3 protein-coding genes are annotated in these 3,535 nt (G+C 62.3%); all 3 read left to right on the forward strand.

Translation table 11 applies throughout. The annotated features are described in order from the left end of the window. The first annotated feature begins 255 nt into the window (after positions 1-255). Genes EOD15_RS30900 through ftsA form a run of 3 tightly spaced genes read left to right on the forward strand, consistent with a single transcriptional unit; the run spans position 256 to position 3,415 of the window. Complete coding sequence (locus EOD15_RS30900; protein WP_127409144.1) at positions 256-1,182, forward strand: D-alanine--D-alanine ligase; 927 nt, start codon at positions 256-258, stop codon at positions 1,180-1,182. After that, on the forward strand, positions 1,170-2,111 hold the full coding sequence (locus EOD15_RS30905; protein ID WP_127409145.1) for a cell division protein FtsQ/DivIB: 942 nt from the start codon (positions 1,170-1,172) through the stop codon (positions 2,109-2,111). Before EOD15_RS30900 ends, EOD15_RS30905 begins: the two co-directional genes overlap by 13 nt. Next, positions 2,108-3,415 (forward strand): cell division protein FtsA, encoded by a 1,308-nt coding sequence (gene ftsA, locus EOD15_RS30910; protein WP_127322969.1) that lies wholly within the window; start codon positions 2,108-2,110, stop codon positions 3,413-3,415. Before EOD15_RS30905 ends, ftsA begins: the two co-directional genes overlap by 4 nt. Positions 3,416-3,535: the final 120 nt, after the last annotated feature.

A 3,535-nucleotide genomic window follows, 5' to 3' on the forward strand; every position in this document is an offset into this window, starting at 1 on the left:
GGTCCGCGACCGTTGCCGCAAAGACTCAACGACACGCTTTTCGCATCCATTTTCTCAGAAAGTGAATCTCTCGGAATCGTAAGCACTTGCCAGTGAATCAACTCTCTGATTCTCTGCTCGAAAGCGTTTCCTGATTTGAGTCGTTCGACGCGTTTTCAGCGTTTTCCGTCTGGGGGGGCAACCTGCCGGGAGACTCTGACTCAATGTTGCGGAAAATCTGGTTTTGGTCCGCCGTGAGAGAGGGGATGCCGGGGAATGAAAAACAAGCATGTGGCCGTCCTGCTGGGTGGTTTTTCGTCCGAGCGGCCCGTGTCTCTTTCGTCGGGAAAGGCTTGTGCCGATGAACTCGAGAAGGAAGGCTACCAGGTCACCCGTGTCGACGTCGGGCGCGATGTTGGCTCCGTGCTTGCCGAGCTCAAGCCCGATGTCGCCTTCAATGCGCTGCATGGCCCTTTTGGCGAGGATGGCACCATTCAGGGCATCCTTGAATATCTCGGCATTCCCTACACCCATTCTGGCGTGCTCGCCTCGGCTCTGGCCATGAACAAGGAGCAGGCCAAGCGGGTTGCCAAGTCGGTCGGCATCGTGGTCGCCGAATCGAAGGTCGCCAGCCGCTTCGCCATCCAGAGCAAGCATCCGATGAAGCCGCCCTATGTGGTCAAGCCGGTCAATGAGGGTTCGAGCTTCGGTGTCGTCATCGTGCATGAGGGCCAGTCGCATCCGCCGCAGGTTCTTGGCTCGTCCGAGTGGAAATATGGCGATACCGTCATGGTCGAGCGCTACATCCACGGCAGGGAGCTGACCTGCGCGGTGATGGGCGATGTGGCGCTGGGGGTCTGCGAGATCATCCCGACCGGCCATTCCTTCTACGACTATGATTCAAAATATGTCGCCGGGGGATCAAAGCACGAATGCCCCGCAAAAGTTTCACCGAATATTTACCAAAAAATACAAACACTGGCGCTCAAGGCTCACCAAGCGATCGGCTGTCGCGGCGTTTCCCGTTCGGACTTCCGTTATGACGATCGTCATTCCGAAAACGGCGAGATTGTCTGGCTCGAGGTCAACACCCAGCCGGGTATGACGCCGACGTCCTTGGTGCCTGAAATCGCCGCCCAGGCCGGGCACTCGTTTGGCGATTTGTTGAGTTGGATGGTGGAGGACGCTTCGTGCCTGCGTTGAAATGGAGACAAGGTTGGGAGAGGGGCGCGGCGGGGCCGGCGCTGTTCGGCCTGCCATTGTCGTCGGGCCATTTCGTGCTGCCGCGCATGCTGCGCCGCCCGGTGCGCATTCTGGCGCGCCTGGGCGTCGGGGAATTCCAGGCGCCGCGCTTTTCCGCGGCCATGATGTCGGCCGTGCTGATTTTATCGAGCAGCGCCTATGGCGCCTATCTCGGCGGTCATGTCGAGGGTATCGTGCAGAGCATCACCGCCCGTACCGGCTTTGCCGTCGATCAGGTCAAGGTGGTCGGCAATCGCCAGACCTCGGAAATCGACATACTCGACAGGCTTGAACTCGACGGTTGGACGTCGCTGATCGGCTTTAATGCCGAGGCCGCGCGGGAACGAATTGCGACATTGCCTTGGATCGAGGTCGCGGCCGTCCGCAAGGTCTACCCGCATACTCTGGAAGTGCGCGTCGAGGAGCGTGAGGCTTTCGCGCTCTGGCAGCAGGGTGACGCGCTTTCGGTCATCGAGAGGAATGGCGACATGATCGCGCCGTTCTCGGGCGGCAAGCAGGCGCTCCTGCCGCTGCTGATCGGCACCGGCGCGCCGGCGAGCGCGCCCGATTTCCTGGCCAAGGTCGAAAAATATCCCGAACTCGCGAGCCGGATCAAAGGTTATATCCGTGTTGGCGAACGGCGCTGGGACCTGAAGCTGGACAATGGCATCACCATCAAGCTTCCCGAGGATGACGAGGAACAGGCGCTCGCCGAACTCGTCAAGATGGATCATGATAACGGCTTGCTGTCGCGCGACATCGCCGCCGTCGACATGCGCCTGACGGACCGGCTGGTTGTGCAGTTGACGGCCGAAGCGGCGACGCAGCGCGAAGCCGCCCTCAACGAGAAACCCAAGAGCCTGAAGCGCAAGCCGGAGACGAAGATATGAGCTGGCTTGGCGGTCCTGGCAATGCCGCGTCGCGCCGGTCCGGCACCCTGACGGTGCTGGATGTCGGTTCGAGCAAGGTCTGCTGCATGGTGGCCAAGCTGAAGCCATGCGATGACGGCAAGCTGCTGCGCGGCCGCTCGCACCGGATCCAGGTGATCGGCATCGGCCATCAGAAGTCGCAAGGCGTGAAGTCGGGTGTCGTGGTTGACCTCGATAGGGCGGAACATGCCATCCGCCTTTCCGTCGACGCGGCCGAGCGCATGGCCGGGCTGACGGTCGATTCGCTGATCGTCAACATGACGGCCGGCCGGCTGAAGAGCGAAGCCTTCTCCGCCACCATCAATCTAGGCGGCCACGAGGCCGACGAGGCCGACATCAAGCGCGTTCTCGGCGCCGGCGCCAAGCAGGCGCTGAAGGCCGAGCGCGAGGTGATCCATTCGCTTCCCGTCGGTTTCTCGCTGGATGCCGAACGCGGCGTGCGCGATCCGCGTGGCATGGTCGGCGACGCACTCGGCGTCGACATGCATGTGCTGACCGGCGACGCCGCCCCGATGCGCAATCTGGAGCTTTCCATCAACCGTTCGCATCTGTCGGTCGAGCGCATGGTGGCGACGCCCTATGCCAGTGGTCTGGCGGCCCTGGTCGACGACGAACTGGAAATGGGCGCGGCCTGCATCGATATGGGCGGCGGCACGACGACGATCTCGGTGTTTTCGGAAGGCAAGTTCGTCCATGGCGACGCCATCGCCATCGGCGGCAACCATGTCACGCTGGACATGGCCAAGGGGCTGTCGACCTCGCTCGATGCCGCCGAACGGCTGAAGGTGATGCATGGCTCGGCACTGCCGGGCAGCGCCGACGACCGCGACCTGGTCTCGATCCAGCCGATCGGCGACGATGGTGACGTGCCCTTGCAGATCCCGCGCTCGGTGATGACGCGCATCGTGCGCGCCCGCATCGACGAGACACTCGAACTGCTGCGCGACCGGCTGAACAAGTCCGGCTATGGCAATGCAGTGGGCAAGCGTGTGGTTCTTACCGGTGGCGCCAGCCAGCTTGCCGGCCTGCCGGAGGCGGCGCGCCGCATCCTGGGACGCAATGTGCGCATCGGCCGCCCGCTCGGCGTGGCCGGTCTGCCGGAAGCGGCGAAGGGGCCGGCCTTCTCGGCTGCGGTGGGGCTTCTGATCTATCCGCAGATGGCGAGCTTCGAGAGTCATCCGGCGAAAGGAATTTCCGGTCTCAAAATGACCGGAACGGGCGGAAAACTGCATCGCATGAGTCAGTGGTTGAGAGACAGTTTCTAAATTGACGGGGACAGCCCCATAGGCGGCCGCGGCGGCGAAGCGGCGTGAAAGGCAAAGGACGGAGACAATGACCATCAATCTGCAGAAGCCGGACATCACCGAGCTTAAGCCGCGCATCAC

This window comes from Mesorhizobium sp. M7A.T.Ca.US.000.02.2.1, from assembly GCF_003996995.1.
GTDB lineage: Bacteria > Pseudomonadota > Alphaproteobacteria > Rhizobiales > Rhizobiaceae > Mesorhizobium.

Bases quoted from the DNA above. Each gene is read 5' to 3' on its own strand.
- EOD15_RS30900 (WP_127409144.1), top strand. From the start codon at position 256: ATGAAAAACAAGCATGTGGCCGTCCTGCTGGGTGGTTTTTCGTCCGAG.
- ftsA (WP_127322969.1), top strand. From the start codon at position 2,108: ATGAGCTGGCTTGGCGGTCCTGGCAATGCCGCGTCGCGCCGGTCCGGC.